This window comes from Sinorhizobium mexicanum (assembly GCF_013488225.1).
GTDB classification, from domain to species: domain Bacteria; phylum Pseudomonadota; class Alphaproteobacteria; order Rhizobiales; family Rhizobiaceae; genus Sinorhizobium; species Sinorhizobium mexicanum.
On sequence record NZ_CP041238.1, the window covers coordinates 1,097,020 to 1,117,446 of the forward strand.

Annotated in this window: 20 protein-coding genes; 10 read left to right on the plus strand and 10 right to left on the minus strand. The window is 61.9% G+C overall.

Features of this window, described 5'->3' with window-relative positions; translation table 11 throughout:
* Positions 1-5: 5 nt before the first annotated feature.
* Positions 6-818: a phosphoadenylyl-sulfate reductase gene (locus tag FKV68_RS05095; RefSeq protein ID WP_425347588.1), complete on the minus strand. Its 813-nt coding sequence runs from the start codon at positions 816-818 to the stop codon at positions 6-8.
* Positions 819-1,050: 232 nt separating this feature from the next.
* Between FKV68_RS05095 and FKV68_RS05100 the strand changes: the two genes are divergently transcribed.
* Together FKV68_RS05100 and FKV68_RS05105 are read left to right on the plus strand one after the other, a co-directional pair.
* The gene (locus FKV68_RS05100; protein ID WP_180940445.1) at positions 1,051-1,437 is read left to right on the plus strand and encodes a DUF6152 family protein; all 387 of its coding nucleotides are present in this window, start codon (positions 1,051-1,053) and stop codon (positions 1,435-1,437) included.
* An 8-nt stretch (positions 1,438-1,445) separates the two neighbouring features.
* Complete coding sequence (locus tag FKV68_RS05105; RefSeq protein ID WP_180941406.1) at positions 1,446-1,922, plus strand: DUF6644 family protein; 477 nt, start codon at positions 1,446-1,448, stop codon at positions 1,920-1,922.
* A gap of 156 nt (positions 1,923-2,078) precedes the next feature.
* Here the strand turns inward: FKV68_RS05105 and betA are convergent, their stop codons facing one another.
* The 4 genes from betA to betI all read right to left on the minus strand — a co-directional run bounded on the left by betA (position 2,079) and on the right by betI (position 7,475).
* On the minus strand, positions 2,079-3,728 hold the full coding sequence (gene betA / locus FKV68_RS05110) for a choline dehydrogenase (RefSeq protein ID WP_180940446.1): 1,650 nt from the start codon (positions 3,726-3,728) through the stop codon (positions 2,079-2,081).
* A 150-nt stretch (positions 3,729-3,878) separates the two neighbouring features.
* On the minus strand, positions 3,879-5,342 hold the full coding sequence (gene betB, locus FKV68_RS05115) for a betaine-aldehyde dehydrogenase (protein ID WP_180940447.1): 1,464 nt from the start codon (positions 5,340-5,342) through the stop codon (positions 3,879-3,881).
* A gap of 1 nt (position 5,343) precedes the next feature.
* Entirely contained in the window at positions 5,344-6,882 is a 1,539-nt protein-coding gene (gene betC, locus FKV68_RS05120) for a choline-sulfatase (protein ID WP_180941407.1), read from the minus strand.
* Positions 6,876-7,475, minus strand: coding sequence for a transcriptional regulator BetI (gene betI / locus FKV68_RS05125; protein WP_180940448.1), 600 nt, complete (start codon positions 7,473-7,475; stop codon positions 6,876-6,878). The genes betC and betI overlap by 7 nt, the downstream gene beginning before the upstream one ends.
* 147 nt (positions 7,476-7,622) lie before the next feature.
* Between betI and FKV68_RS05130 the strand changes: the two genes are divergently transcribed.
* The 3 genes from FKV68_RS05130 to FKV68_RS05140 all read left to right on the plus strand — a co-directional run bounded on the left by FKV68_RS05130 (position 7,623) and on the right by FKV68_RS05140 (position 11,227).
* Positions 7,623-8,171 carry an HdeD family acid-resistance protein gene (locus tag FKV68_RS05130; RefSeq protein WP_180940449.1) on the plus strand — a complete coding sequence of 183 codons (549 nt, stop codon included), beginning with the start codon at positions 7,623-7,625 and terminating at the stop codon, positions 8,169-8,171.
* 168 nt (positions 8,172-8,339) lie between these two features.
* Positions 8,340-10,139 carry a GGDEF domain-containing protein gene (locus FKV68_RS05135; protein ID WP_180940450.1) on the plus strand — a complete coding sequence of 600 codons (1,800 nt, stop codon included), beginning with the start codon at positions 8,340-8,342 and terminating at the stop codon, positions 10,137-10,139.
* Positions 10,140-10,219: 80 nt separating this feature from the next.
* Entirely contained in the window at positions 10,220-11,227 is a 1,008-nt protein-coding gene (locus FKV68_RS05140; RefSeq protein WP_180940451.1) for an NAD(P)H-quinone oxidoreductase, read from the plus strand.
* Positions 11,228-11,514: 287 nt separating this feature from the next.
* Here the strand turns inward: FKV68_RS05140 and FKV68_RS05145 are convergent, their stop codons facing one another.
* Positions 11,515-12,252, minus strand: coding sequence for a DUF3750 domain-containing protein (locus tag FKV68_RS05145; protein WP_180940452.1), 738 nt, complete (start codon positions 12,250-12,252; stop codon positions 11,515-11,517).
* Between the two features lie 71 nt (positions 12,253-12,323).
* Between FKV68_RS05145 and FKV68_RS05150 the strand changes: the two genes are divergently transcribed.
* Entirely contained in the window at positions 12,324-13,331 is a 1,008-nt protein-coding gene (locus FKV68_RS05150; protein WP_180940453.1) for an asparaginase, read from the plus strand.
* Here FKV68_RS05150 and FKV68_RS05155 read toward each other — a convergent pair.
* The gene (locus FKV68_RS05155) at positions 13,328-14,077 is read right to left on the minus strand and encodes a DeoR/GlpR family DNA-binding transcription regulator (protein WP_180940454.1); all 750 of its coding nucleotides are present in this window, start codon (positions 14,075-14,077) and stop codon (positions 13,328-13,330) included. The two genes, FKV68_RS05150 and FKV68_RS05155, sit on opposite strands and share 4 nt — an antisense overlap.
* 92 nt (positions 14,078-14,169) lie before the next feature.
* Between FKV68_RS05155 and FKV68_RS05160 the strand changes: the two genes are divergently transcribed.
* The gene (locus FKV68_RS05160; RefSeq protein ID WP_180940455.1) at positions 14,170-14,541 is read left to right on the plus strand and encodes a DUF4406 domain-containing protein; all 372 of its coding nucleotides are present in this window, start codon (positions 14,170-14,172) and stop codon (positions 14,539-14,541) included.
* A 123-nt stretch (positions 14,542-14,664) separates the two neighbouring features.
* The gene (locus FKV68_RS05165) at positions 14,665-15,285 is read left to right on the plus strand and encodes a glutathione S-transferase family protein (protein ID WP_180940456.1); all 621 of its coding nucleotides are present in this window, start codon (positions 14,665-14,667) and stop codon (positions 15,283-15,285) included.
* A gap of 57 nt (positions 15,286-15,342) precedes the next feature.
* Here the strand turns inward: FKV68_RS05165 and FKV68_RS05170 are convergent, their stop codons facing one another.
* Positions 15,343-15,708 carry an MmcQ/YjbR family DNA-binding protein gene (locus FKV68_RS05170; protein WP_180940457.1) on the minus strand — a complete coding sequence of 122 codons (366 nt, stop codon included), beginning with the start codon at positions 15,706-15,708 and terminating at the stop codon, positions 15,343-15,345.
* A gap of 167 nt (positions 15,709-15,875) precedes the next feature.
* Positions 15,876-16,070: a hypothetical protein gene (locus FKV68_RS05175; protein ID WP_180940458.1), complete on the minus strand. Its 195-nt coding sequence runs from the start codon at positions 16,068-16,070 to the stop codon at positions 15,876-15,878.
* Positions 16,071-16,160: 90 nt separating this feature from the next.
* Here FKV68_RS05175 and FKV68_RS05180 point away from each other — a divergent pair, with 90 nt between their 5' ends.
* The gene (locus tag FKV68_RS05180) at positions 16,161-17,084 is read left to right on the plus strand and encodes a LysR substrate-binding domain-containing protein (RefSeq protein WP_180940459.1); all 924 of its coding nucleotides are present in this window, start codon (positions 16,161-16,163) and stop codon (positions 17,082-17,084) included.
* Between the two features lie 17 nt (positions 17,085-17,101).
* On the opposite strand, the gene FKV68_RS05185 is transcribed toward FKV68_RS05180, so the two are convergent.
* Positions 17,102-17,761, minus strand: a complete 660-nt coding sequence (locus FKV68_RS05185; protein ID WP_180940460.1) for a glutathione S-transferase family protein — start codon at positions 17,759-17,761, stop codon at positions 17,102-17,104.
* A 268-nt stretch (positions 17,762-18,029) separates the two neighbouring features.
* Between FKV68_RS05185 and FKV68_RS05190 the strand changes: the two genes are divergently transcribed.
* The gene (locus FKV68_RS05190) at positions 18,030-20,363 is read left to right on the plus strand and encodes an EAL domain-containing protein (RefSeq protein WP_180940461.1); all 2,334 of its coding nucleotides are present in this window, start codon (positions 18,030-18,032) and stop codon (positions 20,361-20,363) included.
* The last annotated feature ends 64 nt before the right edge of the window (positions 20,364-20,427 follow it).

The following is a 20,427-nucleotide window of genomic DNA, read 5'->3' on the forward strand; positions in this document are numbered from 1 at the left end:
CGCCCTCAGGCGGCGTTGCTGGCGTTGGGGATGATGGAGGAGGCCGCTTCCGGCACATGCAGGCCGCATTCGCGCTTCTCGTCGTTCTCCCACCACCAGCGTCCGGCGCGCTCCGGCTCGCCGGGCTTTATCGCGCGGGTGCAGGGCTCGCAGCCGATCGAGGGATAGCCGCGGGCGTGCAGCGGGTTAACCGGAATGGCTTGGGCAGCGACATGGGCGCGGATCGTCTCGATGTCCCAATCCGCGAGCGGATTGATCTTGATGAGCCCGCGTTCGATATCGGCTTCGGCAAACGGGGTAGCGGCGCGATTGCCCGACTGGCCGCGGCGAAGCCCGGTAATCCAGTAGCTTGCTCCCTCGAGCGCACGCGCGAGCGGCTTCAGCTTGCGCACGCCGCAACAGGCATGCCTGGCTTCCACGCTTTCGTAGAAACCGTTCACGCCGTACTGCGCCACATAGGCGTCGATGTCGGCTTTTTCCGGGTAGAAACGCTTGATGAGGATCCCGTAGGTTTCCTCGGTCTTGTCGATGAGCGCGACGGTCTCGTTGAAGAGGCGGCCGGTCTTCAGCGTGGCAACATCGATGTCGAGGCGGTTGGTGCCGATCGCGGCCGTGATGACCTGATCCTCGATGCCGAGAGACGTCGTGAAAACGGCCCTGCCTTCAAGACCGGCGACGAGCGCCAGGCGTCCGGCAAGATCGAGGCCTTCGAGCGCTTCGCTGAGGGCTACCGCTTCGGCTTCGAGGGGCTGCGTGGTCATAGCTGCATCCTGTTGCAATTTGGACGGAATATCGCAGCCGTTTGTGACAAAGGACAGAAAAACGGATTTCTATTGCTCAAGGATCAGAGCAAATATCTCTCTGATCCCTAAAGTTCTAAGAAAACCTAGTAATTCAGTAGATTATTCTAGCGGGAAGGCCGCGTGGATGCGCGCCGCCGGGGAACATGGGCCCGTGCTCGCCATTCAAGAATAGGTGAATGCCCTGTCCTTTCGTTCAGCCTGCTCCAGGTTCAGGCTGATCTCGCGACCCAATGAAAGGAGACAAGAGATGGCCAGGTCCTTGCCTGCTCGCATGATCGTGGGGGGTGCTCTCGGGCTTCTGCTCGTGACGGGCGCCTACGCACACCACGGCTGGTCCTGGGCGGAGGCCGATCAGATCGAGCTTTCCGGGACGATCCGGGAGATCTCCATGGCGCCCCCGCATCCGACGTTAGACGTCGAGACGGAGAATGACGGTCTCTGGCGTGTCGAACTTGCCAACCCGCGCCAGACCGAGCGCTCGGGCTTTGTCGAGGGCGTGGCAAAGGTCGGCGATCCGGTGGTGGCCCTCGGCAACCGTTCGCTCGATCGGAATGAGAAGAGGATGAAGGCTGTTCGGATCACAGTCGCCGGCAAGGCCTATGACCTCTATCCGGAACGGATAAAGACGAATTGACGAACGGGATGGAGGCGTTGGAGTGGATCGGCACGCTGCCTTTCGCGGTGGCGATACGGCGCTCCGCGCTCCTCTACCTATTCGTGAACGCCGCCCATATCCTGTCGATCGGAATAATCGTCGGCGCGATCCTGCCGCTCGACCTCCGCCTCATCGGGTTCTTCGGCAAGGTGCCGGTCCCGGCGGTCGGGCCATATCTGTCGCGCGCCGCCGCAACCGGCGTAATCCTCGCCGTCGTCACGGGCTTCTGCCTTTTCAGCGTCCGGCCGCTTGAATATGCCGGCAACGCTGCCTTCCTCACAAAGATCACTTTGCTCGCACTCGGTATCGTCAACGCGGTTTTGCTGCATGTGACGCCGCAATGGCGCGCTGCCGTCAAAGGGGGACCGCTTTCCTGGAGAGTCCGCCTTTCCGCGTTGCTTTCCATGGCTGTCTGGATAGGAGCGGTCCTTGCCGGCCGCTGGATCGGTTTCCTTTCGGAGTAAGGGACTTGTCCAGGAACTTGGAACGCCCTTTTTGACCCGCTCCGGGCTCCTACTGCATGATTCCTTAAAATCGGAATCGATTTAAGGAATCATGCAGCACTTCAAAGCGCTACAGCGACATTAGCGCGTCCGATTGGACGCGCGGCGCTGTAGGATCTATCGGTCGCTGATCGCCCAGCGCGGATTGATCCAGGGTTCCTGGTTGGAGCGGGCGAGCGGCTGTTTGCCGAGAATGTGATCGGCCGCCTTCTCGCCGGTCATGATCGAGGGGCCGTTGAGGTTGCCGTAGGTGACATGCGGGAAGATCGAGGAGTCTGCGACGCGCAAGCCATCGACGCCGATCACCCGCGTTTCCGGATCGACCACCGCCATCGGATCATCCTTCGCGCCCATCCGGCAGGTGCCGCAGGGGTGGTAGGCGCTCTCGAGATGCTCGCGCAGGAATGCGTCGATCTCATCGTCCGTCTGGACCTTATCGCCCGGCTGGATTTCCGGTCCGCGATACTGGTCGAATGCCTTCTGGCCGAAGATCTCGCGCGTCAGCCGCACGCAGTGGCGGAATTTCTCCCAGTCCTCGGGGTGGCTCATGTAGTTGAAGCGGATCACCGGATCGGCTTTCGGGTCGGAGGAGCGAAGGGTGACGCTGCCGCGCGACTTCGAGAGATTGTAGCCGACATGCACCTGGAAGCCATGCGTGTTGGCCGCCGCCTTGCCGTCGTAACTGATCGCCACCGGCAGGAAATGGTACTGGATATCGGGCTGTTTGACGCCCGGCGCGGACCGCAGGAAGGCGCAGGCCTCGAACTGGTTGGAAACGCCAAGCCCTCGCTTGAAGAGCAGCCATTGTGCGCCTGCGACACCCTGCCAGAACCACGGCAGCCAGGAATAGAGCGAGACTGGCTTGGTGCTCACCTGCTGGAAGTAGAACTCCATGTGATCCTGAAGGTTCTGCCCGACGCCCGGCCGGTCGGCCTTGACCTCGATACCCATCTCCTTCAGGTGGGCCGCAGGGCCGATGCCGGAGAGCATCAACAGCTTCGGCGAATTGAAGGACGAGGCGGACACGATCACTTCGCGATTGGCCCTCACAACCTCCGTCCGGCCATTGCGCTCGATCTCGACACCGGTCGCGCGGCCGTTCTCGATAACCACCTTGTGGGCGAGGCAGCGGATCAGTTCGACATTCGGACGCTTCAATGCCGGCTTCAGATAGGCAGAAGCTGCCGACCATCGCCGGCCTTGCCAGGTCGTCTGCTCCATGAGGCCGAAGCCCTCCTGCTTGGAGCCGTTATAGTCGTCGGTGACTTCGAACCCTGCCTGCTTTCCCGCCTGGATGAAGGCGTGAAAGAGCGGGTTTCTGACGCTGCCGCGCTGGACATGCAACGGGCCCTCTCCCCCGCGCCAGCCGTCTTCGCCGCCATGCGAATATTCCATCCGCTTGAAATAGGGCAGCACGTCGGCATAGGCCCACCCCTGGGCGCCCAGTTCCTCCCAGCGGTTGAAGTCCTCCGCGTGGCCGCGCACATAGACCATGCCGTTGATCGAGGAGGAGCCGCCGATCACCTTACCGCGCGGCGCGGTGATGCGCCGATTGTTGAGATTCGGCTCCGGTTCGGAGAGATAGCCCCAATTGTAGCGGTTCATGCTCATCGGCCAGGCGAGCGCTGCCGGCATCTGGATGAACGGGCCGATGTCCGAGCCGCCGAACTCCAGCACGATGACAGAATGCTTGCCGTCTTCCGACAGACGATAGGCCAGCGCCGAGCCAGCCGAACCGGAACCGATGATGACGAAATCTGCCTGCATTCTCGTTTCTTTCTTGTATTTGGAGGCCCTCGGCCTGCCCCTCATCCGGCTGCCGCCACCTTCTCCCCGCTTGCGGGGAGAAGGGACCGTGCCGGGACGGTTCCGCTCCCTCTTCCGTGCATGCGAGAGGGTGAGGAGCAAGTCAAACCGTCAGTACGGCGCCTGCACCGGCCCCATGCCGACATAAACGGTCTTGAGTTCGGTGTAGTGGTTGAGCGCCGCCACCGAATTCTCCCGCCCGAAGCCCGATTGCTTCGAACCGCCGAAGGGGATCTCGACCGGGCAGAGGTTGTAGGTATTGATCCAGAGCGTGCCCGCTTCGAGCTGGTCGACCACCCGATGCGCGCGGGTGATGTCGGCGGTGAAGACGCCGGCGGAAAGGCCGAATTCGGTAGCATTCGCCCGGGCGACGACCTCTGCCTCGTCATCGAAGTCGAGCACGCACATGACCGGCCCGAAGATCTCCTCGCGCGCGATCGTCATCTCGTCGGTGACGTCGGCAAAGACGGTGGGCTGAATATAGGTTCCGTCGGCATTGACGGCGTTCGGAATGCCGCCGCCGGTCACGAGCCGCGCGCCCTCCGCCTTGCCCTTCTCGATATAGGAGAAGACCTTGTCGCGCTGCGCCTTCGAAACCATCGGGCCAAGCTGTGTCGCCTCGTCCATCGGGTCGCCGATCACGATCGCCTCGGTCCGCGCCTTGAGCCGCGCCAGGAACGCTTCCTTGACGTTCCTTTGCACGAAGACGCGGGTGCCATTCGAGCAGACCTGGCCGGTCGAATAGAAATTGCCGAGCATGGCGCCGCCGATGGCGCTTTCGAGATCGGCATCGTCGAAGACGATCAGCGGCGACTTGCCGCCGAGTTCCATCGTCACGTGCTTGAGTTCGGACGCGGCCGCTCCCGCCACTTTTTTGCCCGTCGGTACCGAGCCGGTGAGCGACACCTTGGCGACGTCGGGGTGATTGACGAGGAGGGGGCCGGTCGACCGGTCGCCCTGGATGACGTTGTAGAGGCCCTTGGGCAACCCCGCTTCAATCAGGATCTCGGCGATCTTCAGCGCGCCGAGCGGCGTGTTTTCCGAAGGCTTGAAGACCATGGCATTGCCGGCGGCGAGCGCCGGCGCGCCCTTCCAGCAGGCGATCTGCTGCGGATAATTCCAGGCGCCGATGCCGACGCACACGCCGAGCGGCACCCGCTTGGTGTAGGCGAAGTCGCCGCCGAGCGGAATGTAGTCGCCGTTGAGCGCAGTGGCGATGACGCCGCCGAAGAACTCGAAACTGTCGGCCCCGGAGGTCGGGTCGGCGACGATCGTTTCCTGGATCGGCTTGCCGGTATCGAGCGTTTCCAACTCGGAAAGCTCGCGATTGCGCTCCCGCATGATCTCGGCGGCGCGCTTCAGGATGCGGCCACGTGCCGTCGGGCTCATCGCGGCCCATTCCGGCTGCGCCCGTTTCGCGGCTGCGATCGCTTTTTCGACGATCGCAGGCGTCGCTGCATGAAGACGGGCGATCACCTCGCCGGTCGCCGGATAGACGCTCTCGATCACCGTGCCGGCGGTGTCCTCGACATATTCACCATCGATGAAGTGCGAGGCTTTCGGTTGGGCTTTCATGTCATTCTCCCCGCGGATAGCGCTTGGATTCCTCGAGGTTGTCGAGGTTCATGTGGTTGCGCATGTAGCGCTCGGATGCCTTCTGCAGCGGCTGGTGGTCCCAGGGGTAATAGGCGCCGTTGCGGAGCGCCTCGTAGACCACCCAGCGCCGCGCCTGGCTTTCGCGCACGGCGGCGTCGAAGGCCTCCATGTCCCAATGGGCGGCGCGCATGTCGCGGAAGGCTCTGAGCGTCGCCTGATCGACAGGCCCGCGCGGGTTTTCCGCCAGATTGGTGAGTTCCAGCGGATCGGCATCGAGGTCATAGAGCTGATCCGGATCAAGCGCGCAGTGGACATATTTCCACTTGCCTTCGCGGATCGCGACGAGCGGCGCGTAGGAAGCCTCCGCCGCATATTCCATCAGCACCGGTTCCGTGCGCTCCGCACCGTTCACCATCGGCAGAAGGCTGATGCCGTCGGTCCAGGGCTTCACCTCGTCCATGGAAATGCCGGCGAGATCGGCAAGCGTCGGAGTCACGTCGAGGTTTGAGGTCGGCGCCAGATGCAGGCCCGCGGTCACGCCCGGTCCGGCGATCATCAGCGGCACGCGCGCCGAGCCTTCGAAGAAGTTCATCTTGAACCACAGGCCGCGCTCCCCGAGCATGTCGCCATGGTCGGAGCAGAAGAGCACAAGCGTGTCGTCGAGCATCCGCGTCCGTGTGAGCGCGTCGATCAGCTCGCCGACCTTCTCGTCGAGATAGGAGATGTTGGCGAAATAGGCCTGCCGCGACCGGCGGATGTCCTCCTCGGTGATCTCGAAGTTTTCGTAATCGCAGGAGAGCATGATGCGCCGCGAATGCGGGTCCTGCTGATCGAAGGGGAGTGCGCCCATCTCTGGCAGCAGTTGCTCGCAGTTCTCGTAGAGATCCCAGAACTTGCGCCGCGCGACGTAGGGATCATGCGGATGCGTGAAGGATACCGTGAGGCACCAGGGGCGACGGTTTTCGTCGTCATTCTCGCGTGAAAGCTGGTAGAGCTTCTGGTTCGCCAGAAAGGCCACCTCGTCGTCATATTCCATCTGGTTGGTGATCTCAGCCACGCCGGCGCCGGTGACCGAGCCGAGGTTGTGGTACCACCAGTCGATGCGCTCGCCGGGCTTGCGGTAGTCCGGCGTCCAGCCGAAATCGGCCGGATAGATGTCGGTCGTCAGGCGCTCTTCGAAGCCATGCAACTGATCCGGCCCGACGAAATGCATCTTGCCGGAAAGCGCGGTGTAGTAGCCGGCCCGGCGCAGATGGTGCGCATAGGTCGGGATCGAGGACTGGTACTCGGCGGCATTGTCGTAGACGCGGGTGCGGCTCGGCAATTGGCCGGCCATGAAGGACGCGCGGGCGGGAGCACACAACGGAGATGAGGTGTAATTGTTGCGGAAGCGGGCCGAGCGTTTGGCCAGCGCCTTGAGGTTCGGCGCATGCAGAAAGTCGGCGGGGCCGTCCGGAAAGAGTTTTCCGTTCAGCTGATCCACCATGATGATCAGAATATTGGGTCTGGCGGTCACGATGGCCGTCCTTCGTAAAGCTGCTCGAGATGGGTGGTTACGTAGTCCTCCGTCAGCGCAATCGAAGCTTCGATGCTGATCGGAGCCGAGCGCAGACTTTGGCGGATATAGAGTCCGTCGATCATCGCAGCCGCGCCCTCGGCGATGCGTTCCGCGTCATCGACAGCACAAAGCGACCTGAGGCTCGCCAGAAGATTGGAGCGCAGACGCCGCGCGTAGATCACGAGGAGACGGCGAACGTCCTCCGAGCGCTGCGCCTCGGAATAGAAGGCGAGCCAGGCGGCGATGGTCTCGGGCGCGAACTGCTCGGCCCTGAAGCTCACGCGGATCAGCGCACTCAGCTTTTCGCGCGGCGTTGCCGCCGCCTGCAGCGCAGCGACAGCATCGTCGCGCAGCTGTGCCAAAAGGCTGCGGATCGTTGCGATCAACAATTGCTCCTTGCTGCCGAAATAGTGGTGCGCGAGCGCCGGCGAGACGCCGGCGGTTCTGGCAATGTCCGACATGGTGACCGAGAGCGTGCCCTGGTCGCCGATCACGCGCAGCGCCGCGTCCACCAGTGCCTTTCGCCGCACAGGCTCCATCCCGATTTTCGGCATCCGAAACCTCCTCGAATGCCTGCAGTTTATTTTTGATTGACTCATCAATCAATAAAAACTTTGTCGCTTTTTCTCTTTCTTTTTGCTGAGAAATCCGGCTCAATCGCGAGGCGGCGCTCATGCTCGCCGCTAAGACTGGAGGTTGAAATGGCCCACACGTTCGATCCCGCCGGCAGAGAGGCCGTTGCCGGAAAATGGGGATGGTTCGTCGCCCTCGGTGTGGTCCTGATCATGTGCGGCGGTATCGCTTTCGGCAATCTGTTCGCAGCGACGGTCGCTTCGGTCTATTACGTCGGCCTGATCATGCTCATCGGTGGGCTGCTCAACCTTGGCCACGCGTTTCAGGTCAAGACCTGGGAAAGCGTCGTCTATTGGGCGCTGAGCGGCGCCTGTTATGCGGCGGCCGGCCTCTTTGCCTTCATCAACCCGCTTCTTGCTTCCTCAGTCCTGACTTTCCTGATGGCGTTGGCGCTGATCGTTGCCGGCTGCTTCCGCATCTGGGTCGGCTTCAAGCTCCGGCCGCTGGCGGGCTGGGGCTGGATCGTCATCGGTGGGCTCGTCACCTTGGTTGCCGGCCTCATCATTGCTGCCGGATGGCCGGTCAACAGCCTGTGGATTCTGGGGCTGTTCCTGGCGGTCGATCTCGTGATGCAGGGACTTGCGCTGATCGCTTTCGGCGTTCTTGCCAAGGGCTAGGATTTCATCACGGTTTCAATGCGCTGCAGATTTGAGGCGTGGCGCGACAGGGTTGGCCGTTCTTGTCACGCAAGCTTCATCAAACTTTCACATTCGCGAAAGGTTTCGTTGACGCTTGCGCCTGATGCTGGCGCCGCCTTTGTCTGTGTATGTTCCCTGGAGCCCGGCATGTCCGTCGCCCCCGCCGAAATCCTCTCGCTTCGCCGCTTCGGCGACGACCAGATTGTCACGCTTGCCAAGCTCGTCATCGAGAACGCCTTTCAGCCGATCGTCGAGGCGACGACCGGCGCCGTGTTCGGTTATGAATCGCTTATGCGCGGGTTCCAGCGTCTGGGCTTTGCCTCGCCGCTCGAATTGCTGGACAAGGCGGAGGAGGTGGGCCAGCTTCTGGCACTCGAACATCTTATCAACAGTCGCGCCGTTGCCGCCTTCGCGACGGTTCCGGATTTTGCGACACGCACGCTTTTCCTGAATTTCGATTCGCGTCTGGTCGGTGGCGAGGGCGATATCGTCGAGCGCCTCGTCAATCACCTGAAGCGCGCCAACATTGCCCCGTCTTCGCTCTGCTTCGAGCTTTCGGAGCGCTTCGACAGTGGCAAGATGCCGGATTTTTCCGCGCTGGTCCGGCAATTGCGGCTGGCCGGTTTCAAGCTTGCGATCGACGATTTCGGCGCGGGCTTCAACGGCTTGAAATTGCTGTGCGACCAACCGGTCGACTACGTCAAGATCGATCGGCATTTCATTGGCGGCATCGAACGGGACCCGCGCAAGCGCCACCTCGTCCGCCATACGGTCAACATGGCGCATGTGCTCGGAACGCGGGTGATCGCGGAGGGTGTCGAGACGGAAGCCGAGTTCCTTGCCTGCCGCGATCTCGGATGCGACCTGGTTCAGGGCTATTTCATTGCCCGCCCCACCACGCATCTCGGCGAACTGCAGCCGGCTTACCCTCATCTTGAATCGAGCGGGGCGGCACGGCGTTCCTCCGCGACGCTCGATAGCATCCTGATCAGGAAACAGATCGAACAGCTTCCGGCGGTCCGGGAAAGCGATGAACTCGAATCCGTCTTCGATCTGTTCCGGCTCAATCCGCGCCAGGCTTTCTTTCCCGTGTTGAACGCCAACGGCGAGCCGCGCGGCATCCTGCACGAGTATCACGTCAAGGAAATGATCTATCATCCCTTCGGCCGTGATCTTCTGAAGAACCGCATCTATCAGCGCCGCATCTCGCATTTCGTCAGCCCGGCGCCGATTGCCGATCTCGATACGCCCGCCGACGAGATGCTGAAGATCTTCGCCGGCATGGACGGCAGCGACTGTGTGATCCTGACGGAGAACATGCGTTACGCCGGCATTCTTTCCGCTTCGTCGCTGCTGAAGATCATCAACGAGAAACAGTTGAAGACGGCGCAGGAGCAGAACCCGCTGACGGGTCTGCCGGGCAATCGCGCGATCCGAGACTATGTGCAGGATGCGATCCTCGACGGCGATGAGACGCGCTACTTCTGCTATTGCGACTTCGACGACTTCAAGCCGTTCAACGACACCTATGGCTTCCAGAAGGGCGATTTGGCGATCACGCTGTTTGCCGCCCTGCTCAGACGCCACTTCATCGGCGAGGAGAAGTTTCTGGGACATGTCGGCGGCGACGACTTCTTCGTCGGCGTCAGCGGCTGGACGGATGAGGAAATCCGCACTGTTCTCATGCGTCTTGTCGACGATTTCCGCTCGGACGTCCGGCAGCTCTATTCCGATGAGCACCAGGCGGAAGGACGGATCAGCGGATACGGCCGTGACGGCGCCAGCAAGAACTTCCCGCTGATGCGTTGTTCGATCGCCGTGCTCGTGCTGCCGCAGGGCTTCATTCTTTCGGACAGCCAGACGGTCAGCACGAGGATTGCCGAAATCAAGGCGCGCGCCAAGGCGAGCGAAAGCGGTCTCGTGCTCGAGCTGCTCCACGGCGACTGACCGCCAGGGTCAGGATCCGACTTTCCGGGATCGTAAGCAAGCTATAGGTTTAGTCCAACGACGCTTGCGAGGATGCCGCCATGACCCTTCCGACCGAAATGACCTATGTGGACCTGCCGAGCCCGGGTGGGCCGGAGAAAATGGTTTTGGCGCGCGGGCCGCTCCCTGAGGTCAAAGCTGGCGATATCTTGATCCGTGTCGAGGCTGCCGGCATCAACCGCCCGGACGTGCTGCAACGCAAGGGCGACTATCCGCCGCCGCCCGGCGCGAGCCCGATCCTCGGCCTTGAAGTGGCTGGCGAGGTCGTGGCCTTGGGCGAGGGCGCAACCGGCTTCTCGATCGGGGACAAGGTCTGCGCGCTCGCCAATGGCGGCGGCTATGCGGAATATTGCGCGGTGCCAGCAACGCAGGCGCTCGCCTGGCCAAACGGTTATGACGCGACAAAGGCGGCGGCGCTGCCGGAAACCTTCTTCACGGTCTGGGCCAATGTCTTCGATATGGCCGGGCTCGAAGCGGGTGAAACGATCCTGGTTCATGGCGGATCGAGCGGTATCGGCACCACTGCCATCCAACTCGCCAGAGCCTTTGGCGCTGAGGTTTTTGTGACCGCCGGCAGCGCCGAGAAGTGCCGGGCCTGTGAGGCGCTCGGCGCGAAGCGGGCGATCAACTATCGCGAGGAAGAGTTCAAGGCGACTGCGCTTGAAGAGACCGGCGGGCGAGGGGTGGACGTCATCCTCGACATGGTCGGCGGGCGTTACTTCGACCGCAATATCGGTTCGCTCGCCAAGGACGGCCGTCTGTCGATCATCGCCTTCCTGGGCGGGGCGCGCGTGGAAGGCGCCAATATCGGGCCAATCCTGACGAAGCGCCTGCACGTCATGGGATCCGCGCTTCGCCCGCGCACATCCGCGGAAAAACAGGCGATCCGCGACGGGCTCGCGGCAAAGGTCTGGCCATTGCTGGAGCGAGGCGCTGTGGCGCCGGTCATCCATCGGGTTCTACCCTTCGAAAGGGTCGCCGATGGCCACCGTCTCATGGAAGCAGGCGATCACATCGGCAAGATCGTGATGACGGTGGGCGGGTCCTAAGAGTGCGTGCCTTCGACGATGGTCGGTCTTGCATTCGGGCGGGAATGACCTACGTTTGATGCAACGTCAACGAACAGAAAGGAAGGTGATCCAATGTCTAGTGAGATTTCGGTCCTCGTGACAGGCATGGGAGAGGTGAAGGAGTCGAGGCAGCCCTCGGCTTGATACCCAACCTTCCTTGGGCTGGAAAAGCCCGGGCCGTCACAGGCCAAATGCTCATGGAAGGGTCGCTGACGCGGCCCTTTTCCTTTTTGCGGTATGTCCTCACGAGGCGCTGGAACCCGGAATCAGATCCCGAAGCGGCCGAGCGCCGGGATCTTGATGCCGGGTCGTGCAATGTCGAACCCGGCCACCAATCCCATGAAATGCAGTTCCAGGCCGCTTCGCCAGCCGGCCGAGATTCCGGCCAGTCCGTAGAGTGTTGCATGCAGGTCGCGGCCGTCGGCGTCGATCTGGAAAATTCTACCCCCGGGCAGGTAGTCGCGGCCGACGGCGTTCGGCGGCAGCACGGCGTCAAGCTCGGGCACTGAGCGAAGCACGTGCGCGACGAAGGTGTTCGAATTCGGTCCTGGCCAGAGCCGGTAAGCGCCGGGCGAGGAATAGGGGTAATCGGCAATCGCTCTCTCGACCTTCGGGATCAGGCGCTGCGCCTCCTCTCCCTTGATCATCACGACGATGCGCGGTTCGTTCGAATACCAGCGACCATCGGCCTGGTAGGCGTTCTTGCGGATGGGTTTACCCCAGCCGACCTTTTCATATCGGGTGTAGGCCAGCGCTCCTTTGTCCTTGGTGACGATCCACGCGTGGCTGGCGACGGCCCCCTTCATGCCGCCGGTCGTTGCCGAGAGGATATAGACTGCCGCCTCGGGACTTTCAGCCGCTTTGGGGAGAAGGGCGGCGGACGACCAGTCCGCGTCCCGCCAGCTCTGCGGCCTCTCCTTCATGTACCACCAGCCGGCCGAGGCAAGCGCCGGAAGCAGGTAGATGAGCATAAAGGCGACAAACAGCCTGCGGATGAATTTCATCGCACACCCCGGTTCCCAGCGGTCTAATTCCTGATAAATGCAGAGGCGAAAGAGGAAATTTGAGGGCAAGCATGTCTAATCCCGTCCTGGTCGAAGTAACCCGCGGAAATCTTGTCGAGAGCCGCCATCGCGGCACGGTCATCGCTGTCGACGGCGACGGCAACACCGTGTTTTCATTGGGCGACACGGATGCTGCGGTTTTCCCGCGTTCCGCCTGCAAGGCCGTGCAGGCCTTGCCACTGGTCGAAAGCGGGGCGGCGGACGCCTACGGTTTCGGCGCCAAGGCACTGGCGCTTGCCTGTGCCTCGCATTCCGGCGAGCCGGAACATGTCGCGCTTGCGGCAGAAATGCTGGCCGCGGCTGGCTGCGATGTCGATGCGCTCGAATGCGGTGCGCACTGGTCCTTCGACCAGAAGACTTTGATCGGGCAGGCGCGTTCGATCGAGGCGCCGAGCGCCTTGCACAACAATTGTTCCGGCAAGCATGCGGGCTTCGTCTGCGCCTGCTGTCATTGGGGCACGGAGGTTCGCGGCTATGTCGGCTACGACCATCCGATCCAGCAGGAGATCCGCGGCGTCATGGAAACCCTGACGGGGGCCATCCTTGCGCACGACAATTGCGGGGTCGACGGCTGCTCGATCCCGACCTATGCCGTGCCCTTGAAGGGGCTTGCCCATGGCTTCGCCAGAATGGCAACGGGGACAGGGCTTGCGGCCGAGCGGGCGCGCGCCTCCAGGCGGCTGATCGAGGCCTGCATGGCCGAACCCTTCTACGTCGCGGGCACCAAGCGTGCCTGCACGCGGATGATGAAGACCGCACCGGGCCGCATCTTCGCCAAGACCGGCGCCGAAGGTGTTTTCTGCGCGGCGATCCCCGACAAGGGGATCGCCATTGCGCTCAAATGCGAGGACGGCACGACCCGCGCCGCCGAGGCGATGGTGACCGCGACGCTTGCACGGTTCTTCGCCGATGAGCCTGAGATCCACACGGCGCTGATGGCGCAAGCCAACCATTCGATGCGCAACTGGAACGGCATCCATGTCGGCGACGTGCGCGTGACGGAAGCCTTTTCGGCCTAGGCAACGATCAAAGCTGTGCATTCCCGATAGGGTGAAAGGGCCTCGTCCGACATGCCCGCGGGCACGACGAGACCGGTAACGTCGTTGACGCCCATGATGCGGTGAGGGGAGGCTGCGCCGAGTTTCTCCGGCGTCGCGAGGACGTAGGTGTCCGCCGCTTGGCCGGCGATCGCCCGCTTGATCGCCGCCTCCTCGTAGTCTCCGGTCGAAAGCCCCTGCGCCGGATGAATGGCAGTGGCCCCAAGGAAGAAGGTGTCCACGCGGACATGTTCGATCGCGGCGACAGCCGCCGCACCGGTCGCCACCATGGAGTGTTTGTAGAGCCGGCCGCCGATCAGGATCACCTCGGCGTCGTGGCGCTCGAACTCGGCGGCGATCGTCGGGCTGTGCGTGACGATGGTGGCCCGCAAGTCGTGCGGCAAGGCGCGAGCAATTTCCGCATTGGTCGTGCCACCATCGAGAAAGACCGTTTGTCCGGGCTTGACGAGGTCCGCCGCTCGTCGTCCGAGCCGGCGCTTGAGGTCGCTGTCGATTGCCTGGCGGGCGGCGAAATCCGGGAGCGGCGGCATCAGAGGCAGGGCTCCCCCATGAACGCGCTTGAGCAGGCCCTCGGCCGCCATTTCCCTGAGATCACGGCGGATGGTGTCCTCCGAAAGCCCCAGTTCGTCCGCGAGCGCCTTGGCGACGATTTGCCCCTCGCGGGCAAGCCTTGCCGAGATCATCGCCCGTCTCTGTGTTGTCAGCATCGAATCCTCCTTGACTCTTCACGATATTGCACGAATTATAATGAACATTCAGGAAAATCAGGAAATTTCGTGTAACATTGCGGAGAACGGCTATGTTGATTCTAATTGCAGGTCCTTATCGCTCGGGTACGGATGACGAGCCGGCGAAAATGGCGGAGAACTTGAGGCGTCTGGAGGAGCCGTCCTATGCGCTCTTCAAGGCAGGGCATGTGCCGATGATCGGCGAATGGGTCGCCTTGCCCGTATGGCATGCGGCCGGCGGAAGCAAAGTGGGCGATGATCTTTATGAGGAGATCTTTCATCCTGTAGCCGGCCGGCTGCTTGCGCTCTGCGATGCTGTGCTGCGATTGCCGGGCGAGTCCAAGGGCGCGGATAGTGATGTGCGCATTGCCCGCGAACGTGGCATTCCGGTCTATCACCGTATCGAAGACGTGCCCGGTTGTGCGGGAGCGGTAGCCGCGTGACACGGCAGACCCGGCGGATCGAGGCCGGAGGGCTGTACACGACCTTGTCAAACGCAGCTATTTCATTTCTTCTGCTGGCAAACTTGCGGCACTGCGCCGTCACGCCATCATGGGAGCAGAATGATGCTGAAACTGTACTATGCCCCTGGAACCTGTTCGCTCGCCTCGCACATTGCACTTGAGGAAGCCGGTGCGACCTATGAGGCCCGCCGCGTCGATTTTGCGAGGGCGGAGCAGACTACCCCCGAATATCTCGCCATCAACCCGAAAGGGCGGGTGCCCGCGCTCGTGACCGACCGCGGCACCTTGACCGAAACGCCGGCTATTCTCGCCTATGTCGCCCAGAGTTTTCCCGAGAGGCGGCTTGCGCCTCTCGATGACCCATTCGAGTTTGCGCGGCTGCAGTCCTTCCTGAGTTATCTCTGCTCGACGGTGCACGTCGCCCATGCCCATAATCGGCGCGGCCCGAGATGGGCGGACGATCCGGCAGCACATGAGGCAATGAAGGCCAAGGTGCCGCAGAACATGGGCGATTGCTTCGCGCTGATCGAAAACCGGATGTTTGCCGGTCCCTTCGTCATGGGCGAGAACTACTCGATCGCCGATCCCTACCTCTTCACGATCGCCAACTGGCTGGAGGGCGACGGTGTCGATCCGGGGCGCTTCCCAAAAGTTCTCGACCATCGCAACCGCATGGTCGCACGGCCGGCCGTTGCCAAGGTCCTTGCCGCGGTACAGGCCTAGAGCACGGAAATATGTAGCGGGTTTCCGTCCAGAATTGCGTAATTTCAAAAGGTTAGATCACTTCGACACCGTGGCGCCGAAGCGGCTTGCAAGACTCCTCGGCGCTTTTTCGCGCCAGGCCGCGATCAGCCTTCGCGTCAATGTATCATCGTCGATAGCGGCGAGACGGACCAACATTGCCGGCCAGCCCTTGTAGTGGTCGGTCTCGAAGTACAGCGACGGATCGAGTTCCATCAGCATCTGCTTCTCTTCGAGCGCGCACATGACCACAAGCGTTTGCGCGTCCCTCATCCGCACAAAGCTCTTGCCTTTGACGAGCAGGGCCGGTGTCCCATAGGACGTGCCGACGGTCGTTTCCGGCAGTCCCGCCGTCTCCGCCAGCCGCTGCACGCGCTCGAAGGAGCGTTCGAGATCATCGTTCATGTCTCACCCTCGCCTGTGCATCGCGCATCATCGGGCATCCGACAGCGCCGCGCGTCTTATCAGACGCGCAAAGGACGCTGTACCACTTTGAATTGCTGCATGTTTTTATCCTTAATCGGCTACGGTCTAAGGAAACATGCAGCAACGCGAACAAAGATACCGTCAGGTCAGGCACATTCGCAATGTTCGCCGACGGCGCGCGGCCATGGCCAGCCGGGAAACGGCAGATCGGCAAGTTCGCGTTCGTCCATGCGGGCGAGGTCCGGATGTTGCAGCGGATCGCGTTGCCAGTTGAGTAGTGTCTCGGTTCGATTGCCTGAGGCCAACGCGACGCGGTTGAACATCGATAGCATCTTCAGCATGACGGAGCATCCTTTCGATGCTCCTGAGCATCTGCTCGTTGCAGCAAGATTTCAATTGAGATTGCCGGCGGCGCGGTTTAGAAAAACTATATGAGAGAGCTGAACGCCATCCATCTCAATGGCCTGCGTGCGGTCGAAGCGGCCGGCCGGCTAGGCTCGCTGGCGAGTGCGGCGGAAGAACTCGGCGTCACGGCCGGCGCCGTCAGCCAGCAGATCACCAAGACGGAAGCGCAACTCGGCCGCACGCTGTTCGAGCGCACCGCCCGCGGGCTCGTCGCCACGGATTTCGGACGCCTGTTCCTCGCGCGTCTTTCAAATGCCTTCGGCGAACTTGCCGACGCAGTGGCATCGGCGCGCCGCCGGGATGAATCGGTGCTGACGATCTCAGTGGCCCCGGTCTTTGCGGCCCGGTGGCTGGTTTACCGATTGAACCGTTTTGCCGAGCGGCATCCGGATATCCGGTTGAGGATCGATGCGACGACGACCCTCGTGAACCTGGACACCTCCGACGTGGATGTCGGCATCCGCGTCGGCAGCGGTGACTGGCCGGGTGTGCATGCCGAGCTGCTGCTGGAGCAGGAGATCTTCCCGGTCTGTTCGCCGAGCATGGCTACGGACCTGCTCGTTCCTGCAGATATTCTAAAGCTGTCGGCGGTGATCGACGGTCACTCGATGTTCACTTGGGAAGCATGGTTCAAGGAGGCTGGCCTCTCGGGCTCCGAGATGACCGTGCGCCACACGTTCAACGAAGCCTCGCTCGCGCTCGATGCGGCGATCGCGGGCCAGGGGGTTATGCTCGCCTGGCAGACCCTTGCGGGTTATGCCGTGACCGAAGGCAGCCTCGTCGCTCCGTTTGGTATCCGCGCAAAGACTGGCTTCGGCCATTATTTCGTGTGTTCGCGATCCCGGCGCGAGAGCAAGGCCGCCGTGGCTTTCAAGCGCTGGGTGCGCGATGAGGTCGAAGAGGGAATGCGGCTGCTCAACGCCAAGGTTGCGAGCTACCTCGGCAATTGAATCAAACGCCGGCAATGCTATTCCGGCTCCTTCAGTCGCTCTTCCATCATGGCAATGAAGCAAGGTCGCGATTGGCAGCGCCCAAGCCACGCCTTGATGCGCGGATGCCTGTCGAACAGCGCCTTCTGGCTCATCGTGTAGCGGAAAACCTCGGCAAGGTTGAGATCGGCGACGGTGAAGCGATTGCCGACGACGTAGTCGCAGCTCTCAAGATGCGCCTCGAGGACCGCGAACGCTTTCGCTAGTGATTGGGTGCAAGCAGCAATGCGCGCTTGACCTTCGGGCGTGTCCTCGATGCCGTCGTCATAGGCGAGAACGATCTCGACCGCATTCGGCTCCACCTCAGTCGCCGCCCACATCGTCCAGTTGCCCATCTGTCCGTCCTCGCTGAGATCGGTCGGCGCGAGGGGACCGCCATATTTGCGGGCGAGATAGAGATTGTTGGCGAGCGACTCTGTCAGGACCAGGCCGTCGTCATCGATGGCCGGGATGAGGCCCATCGGATTGATCGCGAGAAAGTTCGGCGACCGGGTGTTGAGCGGCGCATCGGCGGCCAGCGGATCGGCGACGCGGCGCGCCTGGATAACCGGCACGGATGTGAAGGGAATGCCAAGTTCGCGCACCATCCAATAGTTACGCGATGCGCGCGAACGGTAAACCCCATAGACTGTCAGCATTCTGGCTTCCTCCCGACCGGTGTGATGCGCAATCAATAAGCGATTGCCGAGGGCGACAGAAGCGCCCTCGGTTGATGTTGCTCATGAAATCTCTTGATGAAACGCAGCAGCCGCGCTCGTTCAGATCGTGCCTGTTTCAGCTATCGCCACAACATGCAACCTTTAGACGTTTTTTCCGATAAGATTTAGAGAAGCATAACCTCTGTTGGCTAGACCAGAGCCCGGTATTATCTGCAATATGTCGGCGTTGCTCTTCCGGAGGCTTTGCTTGGCAAGGAAAACGTCCCGCAATACCCGCTATGCGGCCCTCAACGCCGGAGACAACGTGGAGACGCGCCGGCTCATCCACGCCGGCAATCGTCTGGCGGAGGAGGTGGCGCGCATTTTTCCTTCCGAACCCGACACCGCCGACCGCCATTATTGGCTGGAGACGATGATCAATCACGTCCCGGATTATATCTATGCCAAGGACAGGAAAGGCCGGTTTCTCATCGCCAATGAGGTGACCGTCGCGGACAACGGGCTTGAGAGCCTTCAGGATCTTGTCGGCAAGACGGATTTCGACCTGCACCCGGCGAAGGCCGCGCAGGCCATCGCCGACGTGGAACAGCGCGTGATAGAGACCGGCGAACCGATCTTCGGGATAGAAGAGCGGGCCATTGTCACCAAGGGGCGCGATCGTTGGCTGATGACGTCCAAGGTGCCGCTGCGCAACAAGAGTGGCCAGATCGTCGGCGTCGTCGGTGTTTCGCGCGATATCAGCGATCGAAAAGCGGCCGAGCGCTTGCTCGAAGGGCAGGCGCGGCTGCTTGAGATGATCGCGAAGGGCAAGCCGCTCGATCAGTTCTTCACCGACCTCATCTTGCTGATCGAATTGCTGCTGCCCGGCGTCAAGGGTTCCATCCTGCTTCTCTCCGACGACGGGCAGCATCTTCTGCACGGCGCTGCTCCAAGCCTGGACGAGGTATTTTGCGCTACGATCCACGGAGTCGAGATTGGTCCGAGAGTCGGTTCGTGTGGGACAGCAGCCTGGCGTGGCGAGCAGGTGATCGTTGCGGACATGTTTGCCGACCCGCTGTGGGAAGGCTACACCGAGGTTGTGAAGCCCTATGGCTTCCGTTCCTGCTGGTCGACGCCAATCCACTCGCACGATCGCAAGGTGCTCGGAACTTTCGTGCTCTATTCGCAGGAAACCGGCGTTCCAAGCGAGCAGCAGAAGGAACTGATCGCCACGGCGACGTATCTCGCCGGGATCGCGATCGAACGCAAGCGAGCCGAAGACAGAATAAGCTTCATGGCGCATCACGATGCGCTGACAGGTCTCCCCAATCGCGTTCTGTTCGAGGAACAAGTGGCTGGTGTGCTCGAGGCGATTCGCGGACGCGATCAGTGGGCCGTGCTCGCCTTTCTGGACCTCGACAATTTCAAGCTCATCAATGACAGTCTCGGGCATACGGCGGGCGACGAATTGCTTAAGACTGTTTCCGGGCGCATGCGCGCGGCAGTGCGCAAGTCCGATATGGTCGTACGGGTCGGCGGCGACGAGTTTATACTTCTCCTGAATGGCCTGCCGACGGAGCGCGATGTCGTCCTGTCACGCCTTGAGGATATCCGCGCGGCCATTGCCGCGCCGCTGCAACTCAGCGGCCGCAGCCTGCAGGTGACCTGCAGTATGGGCGTCGCCTGCTTTCCCCACCAAGGCCAGACGGTCAGCGAATTGCTTGCCAATGCCGATGCGGCCATGTACCGCGCCAAGGCGCTTGGGCGCAACAACCTGCAGGTCTTCACAGAAGAAATGGCGGCCAAGGCGCACGAGAAGCTCTTGCGGCAGGAGGAACTGCGCGAGGCGATCGCCCACAACGAATTTTTCCTGCATTTCCAGCCGCAGATGAATCTTGCAAGCGGCCGCATCTTCGCCGCAGAGGCATTGTTGCGCTGGCAGCATCCGGTGCATGGCGTGATCTCGCCCGGTGCCTTCATCCCGCTGGCGGAGGAAACCGGTCTGATCGTGCCGATCGGCGACTGGGTTCTGAAAACCGCATGCCGCCAGTGCAAGGCCTGGCAGGATGCCGGTCTGCCGTCCCTGATCATCAGTGTGAATGTTTCCGCCCGACAGTTCCTCGAACGCAACTGGGCGAGCCGCGTGGCGGCTGTACTCGCGGAAACCGGCCTGGAGGCGCGTTATCTCGAACTCGAACTGACCGAGAGCCTGATCATGCAGGACGTGCCCGGTGCGATCGCGACTATGCACGAGTTGGAGGCGATCGGCGTGCACCTTGCGATCGACGACTTCGGGACGGGTTATTCCAGCCTCAGCGCGCTTAAACGGTTCCCCGTGCAACGGCTGAAGATCGACCGCTCCTTCGTCGAGGACATCCCGTTGGACGCCGACGACAAGGCCATCACCGCGGCGATCATTTCGCTGGCGCAGAATCTTGGCCTGCGGGTGATCGCCGAAGGCGTGGAAACGGAAGCGCAGGTCGAGTTCCTGCGGCAAAGCGGTTGCGATGAGATCCAGGGCTATTTCTTCAGCCCGCCGCTTGTCGCCCGGGATTTCGAAACACTGCTTGGCCAGCGCAGGGTCCATGCGGACGCTATCTGAGTGGCGGTGCCGTGGCTTGCAGAGTGCGATGCCGCGATTGTGATTGGAGTTTTGCTGACATAAG

What these genes read in the sequence shown, in the direction of transcription:
- betB (WP_180940447.1), bottom strand. Translation starts at nt 5,342, where the DNA reads ATGAAAGCCCAACCGAAAGCCTCGCACTTCATCGATGGTGAATATGTC.
- betI (WP_180940448.1), bottom strand. Translation starts at nt 7,475, where the DNA reads ATGCCGAAAATCGGGATGGAGCCTGTGCGGCGAAAGGCACTGGTGGAC.
- FKV68_RS05130 (WP_180940449.1), top strand. Translation starts at nt 7,623, where the DNA reads ATGGCCCACACGTTCGATCCCGCCGGCAGAGAGGCCGTTGCCGGAAAA.
- FKV68_RS05145 (WP_180940452.1), bottom strand. Translation starts at nt 12,252, where the DNA reads ATGAAATTCATCCGCAGGCTGTTTGTCGCCTTTATGCTCATCTACCTG.
- FKV68_RS05180 (WP_180940459.1), top strand. Translation starts at nt 16,161, where the DNA reads ATGAGAGAGCTGAACGCCATCCATCTCAATGGCCTGCGTGCGGTCGAA.
- FKV68_RS05170 (WP_180940457.1), bottom strand. Translation starts at nt 15,708, where the DNA reads ATGAACGATGATCTCGAACGCTCCTTCGAGCGCGTGCAGCGGCTGGCG.
- FKV68_RS05135 (WP_180940450.1), top strand. Translation starts at nt 8,340, where the DNA reads ATGTCCGTCGCCCCCGCCGAAATCCTCTCGCTTCGCCGCTTCGGCGAC.
- FKV68_RS05100 (WP_180940445.1), top strand. Translation starts at nt 1,051, where the DNA reads ATGGCCAGGTCCTTGCCTGCTCGCATGATCGTGGGGGGTGCTCTCGGG.
- betA (WP_180940446.1), bottom strand. Translation starts at nt 3,728, where the DNA reads ATGCAGGCAGATTTCGTCATCATCGGTTCCGGTTCGGCTGGCTCGGCG.
- FKV68_RS05165 (WP_180940456.1), top strand. Translation starts at nt 14,665, where the DNA reads ATGCTGAAACTGTACTATGCCCCTGGAACCTGTTCGCTCGCCTCGCAC.
- FKV68_RS05140 (WP_180940451.1), top strand. Translation starts at nt 10,220, where the DNA reads ATGACCCTTCCGACCGAAATGACCTATGTGGACCTGCCGAGCCCGGGT.
- FKV68_RS05160 (WP_180940455.1), top strand. Translation starts at nt 14,170, where the DNA reads ATGTTGATTCTAATTGCAGGTCCTTATCGCTCGGGTACGGATGACGAG.
- FKV68_RS05155 (WP_180940454.1), bottom strand. Translation starts at nt 14,077, where the DNA reads ATGCTGACAACACAGAGACGGGCGATGATCTCGGCAAGGCTTGCCCGC.
- FKV68_RS05105 (WP_180941406.1), top strand. Translation starts at nt 1,446, where the DNA reads ATGGAGGCGTTGGAGTGGATCGGCACGCTGCCTTTCGCGGTGGCGATA.
- FKV68_RS05185 (WP_180940460.1), bottom strand. Translation starts at nt 17,761, where the DNA reads ATGCTGACAGTCTATGGGGTTTACCGTTCGCGCGCATCGCGTAACTAT.
- FKV68_RS05150 (WP_180940453.1), top strand. Translation starts at nt 12,324, where the DNA reads ATGTCTAATCCCGTCCTGGTCGAAGTAACCCGCGGAAATCTTGTCGAG.
- FKV68_RS05175 (WP_180940458.1), bottom strand. Translation starts at nt 16,070, where the DNA reads ATGCTGAAGATGCTATCGATGTTCAACCGCGTCGCGTTGGCCTCAGGC.